This window comes from uncultured Amnibacterium sp., assembly GCF_964245895.1.
GTDB lineage: Bacteria > Actinomycetota > Actinomycetes > Actinomycetales > Microbacteriaceae > Amnibacterium.
Genome location: NZ_CAXTOQ010000204.1, coordinates 1 through 5,012, shown reverse-complemented (window position 1 = coordinate 5,012; position 5,012 = coordinate 1). Strand labels below are relative to the sequence as shown.

The 5,012-nt window shown below is 75.2% G+C and carries 5 protein-coding genes; 3 read left to right on the top strand and 2 right to left on the bottom strand.

The window, feature by feature from the left end; translation table 11 throughout:
• On the top strand, nucleotides 1-856 hold an 856-nt coding region (locus ACFE60_RS17555), incomplete at its 5' end, for an aminotransferase class I/II-fold pyridoxal phosphate-dependent enzyme (RefSeq protein WP_375390147.1).
• A 107-nt stretch (nucleotides 857-963) separates the two neighbouring features.
• On the opposite strand, the gene ACFE60_RS17550 is transcribed toward ACFE60_RS17555, so the two are convergent.
• Nucleotides 964-2,190, bottom strand: a complete 1,227-nt coding sequence (locus ACFE60_RS17550) for a histidine--tRNA ligase (protein WP_375390146.1) — start codon at nucleotides 2,188-2,190, stop codon at nucleotides 964-966.
• A 210-nt stretch (nucleotides 2,191-2,400) separates the two neighbouring features.
• Entirely contained in the window at nucleotides 2,401-2,829 is a 429-nt protein-coding gene (locus tag ACFE60_RS17545; protein ID WP_375390145.1) for a glyoxalase, read from the bottom strand.
• Nucleotides 2,830-2,935: 106 nt separating this feature from the next.
• On the opposite strand from ACFE60_RS17545, the gene ACFE60_RS17540 reads away from it, so the two are divergent.
• Nucleotides 2,936-3,850, top strand: coding sequence for an ABC transporter ATP-binding protein (locus tag ACFE60_RS17540; protein WP_375390144.1), 915 nt, complete (start codon nucleotides 2,936-2,938; stop codon nucleotides 3,848-3,850).
• Nucleotides 3,847-4,908 (top strand): ABC transporter permease, encoded by a 1,062-nt coding sequence (locus ACFE60_RS17535; protein ID WP_375390143.1) that lies wholly within the window; start codon nucleotides 3,847-3,849, stop codon nucleotides 4,906-4,908. The genes ACFE60_RS17540 and ACFE60_RS17535 overlap by 4 nt, the downstream gene beginning before the upstream one ends.
• Nucleotides 4,909-5,012: the final 104 nt, after the last annotated feature.

The window sequence follows — 5,012 nt, the reverse complement described above, 5'->3', positions numbered from 1 at the left end:
GGTCGATCTGGGACCGGGCGGCGGCGACGCGGGTGGCCGGGTGGTCGCGGCGGGTGGCGGCCGTCGGATCGGTGTGGAGGCGCTGTCCCTCCCGGTCTACGGCGACGCGCTCCGCGGGGCCGGGCTCGCGACCGAGGCGATGGCGCTCGACTCCCGCGGCGCCGACCCGACCGGGCTGCACGCGGACGCCGCGCTCCTGACCCCGGCGCACCAGTTCCCGACCGGCGTCGTGCTCGCCCCGGATCGGCGGCGGGCGTTCGCGGAGGCGGCACGGTCCGGGCTGCTCGTCGTCGAGGACGACTACGACGGCGAGTTCCGCTACGACCGCGAGCCGGTCGGCGCCCTGCAGGCGCTCGCGCCCGACGACGTCGTGTACGCGGGCACCGCCAGCAAGACCCTCGCCCCGGCGCTGCGGCTCGGCTGGGTGGTCCTGCCCGCCCGGCTCGTGGAGGCGTTCGCCGCCGCGACCGACGGGCCGCCGCCCTCGATCGACCAGCTGGCGCTCGCCGCGCTCCTCGCCTCCGGCGGCTACGACGCGCACGTGCGCCGGATGCGGACCGTCTACCGGCGGCGCCGCGACCGGCTGCTGGCGGCGCTCGCGTCCGCCCCCGTGCGGGTGGAGGGGGTCGCGGCCGGCCTGCACGCCCTGGTGCGCCTGCCGGCCGGGGTCGACGAGGAGGCCGTCGTCGCGGCCGCCGCGGATCGCGGCCTGGCGCTCGAGGGACTGCGGCAGTACCGCGTGCCCGGAGCGCCTGCGCCGGGTCCCGGCCTGGTGGTCGGCTACGCCACCCCTCCCGCGCACCGCTTCGACGAGGCGGTCGACGTGCTCGCGCAGGTGCTGCGGCGCACGACCTGATCCGTCCGCTCCGAGGAGTTCGCGGTTCCGCAGAAACGGGCCGACACGCCGTTGCCGGACCCCTGGACGCGGCGCGCCGGGCAGGAACTGCGGATCCGCGAGGTCCCTCAGGTGAGGGGGCGGAGGTCCCCCGTGCCGTCGGCGGTCACCTGCGCGAACCGCGTGAAGCCCTCCGCGGCCAGCGCGGCCAGCTGCGCCTTGCGGTTCCGGCGCGCGCGCTCGAGGCGGACGCGCCCGCCCTCCTCCTGCGCCCGGCGCTTCGCCGCGAGCAGCGCGGCCGCGGGCACGTCGGCGTCGTGCAGCAGCACGGTCGCGACGGTGCCGTGCGCGCGGTCGGGCAGCAGGTCGACGATGCGCTCGAAGCCGATCGAGAACCCGACTGCCGGCACCTCCCGGCCCAGGAAGCGGCCGATCATCCCGTCGTAGCGCCCGCCGCCGCCGAGCGACGACGTGGAGGAGGGGTGCGCGATCTCGAAGATCGTGCCCGTGTAGTAGCCCATGCCGCGCACGAGCGTCGGATCGAAGACGAGGTCCACCTGCGGCAGCGCGTCCTTGAGCGCCAGCAGATCCGTGTACGCCGCCACGTCGAGCCAGGCTGGCGGGTCGACGGCCAGGTCCCAGCCCGCGGTCGCGAGCCCGCCGAACGCCTCCGCGAGCCCGGCGGTGTCGACGCCCTGCTCCCCCAGCTCCGACACCACCCCGGCGACGCCGATCTTGTCCAGCTTGTCGATCGTGATCAGCGCGGCCCCGCCCGCCTCCGCCGCGACGCCCCACGTGGAGAGCAGGCGGTTCAGGATCCGCCGGTCGTTGATCCGGACGGAGGCGCCCTCGAGCCCGAGCGCGTCGAGCGCGGCGCCGGTCGCACCGATCAGCTCGAGCTCCGCGATCGGCCCGGCCTCGCCCAGGATGTCGATGTCGCACTGCACGAACTGCCGGTACCGGCCCTTCTGCGGTCGCTCGGCGCGCCAGACCGGCCCGACCTGCACGGACCGGAACACCGCCGGCAGGGCGGCCTGGTTCGTCGCGTAGAACCGGGCGAGCGGCACGGTGAGGTCGTAGCGCAGCCCGAGATCGGCCACCGCGGCCACGTCGCCGGCGGTCGCCCACTGCTCGGGGCCGAGGCCACGCCTCAGCACGCTGAACGACAGCTTCTCGTTGTCGCCGCCGAGCCCGGCGTGCAGGCGGTCGTAGTCCTCGAGCGCCGGCGCCTCGATCTCGTCGAACCCGTGGCTGCGGTACACGGCCCGCAGAACCGCGAGCGCGTGCTCCCGCTTCGCCTTCTCGGCGGGGAGGAGGTCGCGCATGCCGCGCGGCGGGTTCACGGGTGCAGCCACGGCCCGATTCTCCCAGCCGAGCAGGCCGTGAGGGCTCGCTGCGCTCGCAGGTCGACCAGCGAGGGAGCGGCCGGGCGCGGGCTGCTGCGTCGCGCGGTACCTGGGGCGTCGCGCGGTACGCATGCGTACCGCGCGACGCCACGACCACCGCGCGAGGCCATCGCGACCACCGCGTGACGCCCGAGGCGCCGCGCGTCGGGGGATGCACGCTCAGCGGCCGCGATCCTCCGGGTGGAAGTCGGGCATGTAGGAGAGGCCGACGAGCATCCCCTCCGGGCTCTGCAGCCGCGCGGTCCACTGGCCCCACGGCTCCGCGTGCGCGCCGACGAGCATCTCGTGGCCGCCCGCCACCAGCTCGCGCTCGCCGTCCGCGACCGCCTCCGGCGAGGCCATCTCGAACTCGAGCCACGACTGCGGCACCGGGCGGTCCTCGGGCCACGTAGCCGTGCCGAAGGTCGCCTCCGCGGCCTGGCCCAGCGGCCAGAGCCCGAACACGTTCGCGCCGGGCAGCCCGTGCGCGTGGTAGTAGTCCGGCGCCATCTCGTCGAACCGCAGCCCGAACGCACCCGACCAGAAGGCGAGCCCCTCGTCGCCGGTCGTCGTGATCGGCCCGAAGCCCGCGATGAACCGGATCTCCATGCCCGGCACCCTAGAGGGACGCGCCGACGCGGCGCCCCCGACGGGGACCCGGGAATCCCCCTGCAGGAGGAGGTGACGCGGCCGGGGCCGTCGCTACGGTCGCCCCATGCAACCCGCCGGGATCGTCGTGGAGGGGGTGCGGCGATCGTTCGGATCGACGCATGCCGTCCGCGAGATGACCTTCTCCGCCGCCCCGGGCCGCGTGACCGGGCTCATCGGACCGAACGGGTCAGGGAAGACGACGCTGCTGCTCATGCTCGCGACGCTGCTCGCGCCGGACGCCGGCACGATCCGCATCGGCGGGCTCGACCCGCTGCAGGATCCGGCGGGCGTGCGGTCGATCACCGGGTGGATGCCGGACGTGCTCGGCTCGTGGGCGTCCCTCACGACGCGGGCCACGCTCGAGCTGACGGGCCGCCTCCACGGCTTGAGCAGGCAGGGCGCGCCGACCCGGGCGGCGGAGCTGATCGCGCTGGTGGGTCTCGGCGCGCTCGCCGACCAGCCGACCCGGGTGCTGTCCCGCGGCCAGAAGCAGCGGATGAGCCTCGCCCGCGCCCTCGTGCACGACCCCGCGGTGCTGCTGCTCGACGAGCCCGCGAGCGGCCTCGACCCGGAGGCGCGCGTCGACCTGCGGGTGCTGGTGCGGCGCCTCGCCGGCGAGGGCCGCACCGTGCTGGTCTCGAGCCACGTGCTCGCCGAGCTGGAGGAGATGGCCGACGACGCCGTCTACGTGCAGGGCGGCGAGAGCGTCGACCCGGACCGGGTGGATGCGCTGCGCACCCGGCCGCGCCTCTGGCGGGTGCGGGCGGAGGACCACGTCGCGCTCGACGCGGCGCTCGCGGAGCGGGACGACGTGTCGGCGGACCACCTCGGCCGCCTCGTGCCGGTGCGGGACGAGGCGGAGGCCGCCGACCTGCTCGCGCGCCTCGTCGCCTCCGGGGTCCGCGTCGTGGCGTTCGCGCCCGCCGCGGGCGAGATGGAGCGGACGTTCCTCGAGCTGACGAAGGAGGGCCGGGCATGAGGTCCGCGACGCTGGCGGTCGGCACGATCGTCGACCTCGAGCTGCGGCAGCGCGTCCGCAGCACCGCCTGGTACGTGCTGCTCGGCGTCTGCGCCGTGCTGCTGCTCGCCGTGACGCTGCTGCTGCTCGCGACAGCGGGCGTGTTCGGGCGGGAGGGCGGCCCGCAGGCGGTGTCCGCGATCGTCTTCTTCGTGCTGCTGCTCGGCACGCTCGTGACGCCGGCGCTGTCCGGCGGCGCGATCAACGGCGACCGCGACGCGGGCACCCTCGCAACGACTCAGGTCACGCTGATCCGCGGCTGGCAGCTGGTGCTCGGCAAGTTCCTCGCCGCCTGGACCGCCTCGCTCGCGTTCCTGGTCGTGGCGCTGCCGTTCCTGCTCGTCGCCGCCGTGTTCGGCGGCGCCGACCTCGGCGTGATGCTCACGGCGCTCGCCGTCACGGTGCTCGAGCTGGGCGTGATCGCCGCCGTCGGCGTGGGGCTGTCGGCGGTCATCGCCCGGCCGATCTTCTCGGTGGTGACGACGTACCTCGTCGTCGCGGCGCTCTCGATCGGCACGCTGGTCGCATTCGGGCTCGGCGGGCTGGCGTTCCCCACGAAGGCCACCAGCACGTACGAGAGCTACTCGCAGTCGGCCTTCGACGCCGACGGGAACGTCGTCGACCCGGTCTGCGACCCGCCGGTGACGACCACCTCCGACGTGCCCACCTACGACCACCTGTGGGGGATCCTCGCCGCGAACCCCTACGTCGTGCTGGCGGACGCGGTACCCGGGCGGTACGACGCGCAGGGCTACCCGCGGGACGCGTTCGCGGCGGTGAAGATCGGCGTGCGGAGCGCCCAGATCCCGCAGGACCGCGACACCTACACCAGCGACTGCAACCCGAGCAGGAACACGGGCTCCTCGCTGTCGTCGACGCAGATCCTGGAGCGGACGGTCCCGACCTGGACGGTCGGGCTGCTCATCCACCTCGTGCTGGCCCTCGCCGCGCTGCTCGCCGCGGTCCGCGCGGTGCGGACGCCGGCGAGGCGCCTGGCCCGCGGGACCCGCATCGCCTGATCCGCGAGCACCTCGGCAGGCCAGCGGCGCTTCAGCAGGCCGGAACCGCCTGGGGTGTCCCGCGGGTTGTGGAGGTTCGGCCTGGTGATTGCATTGGTGAAACG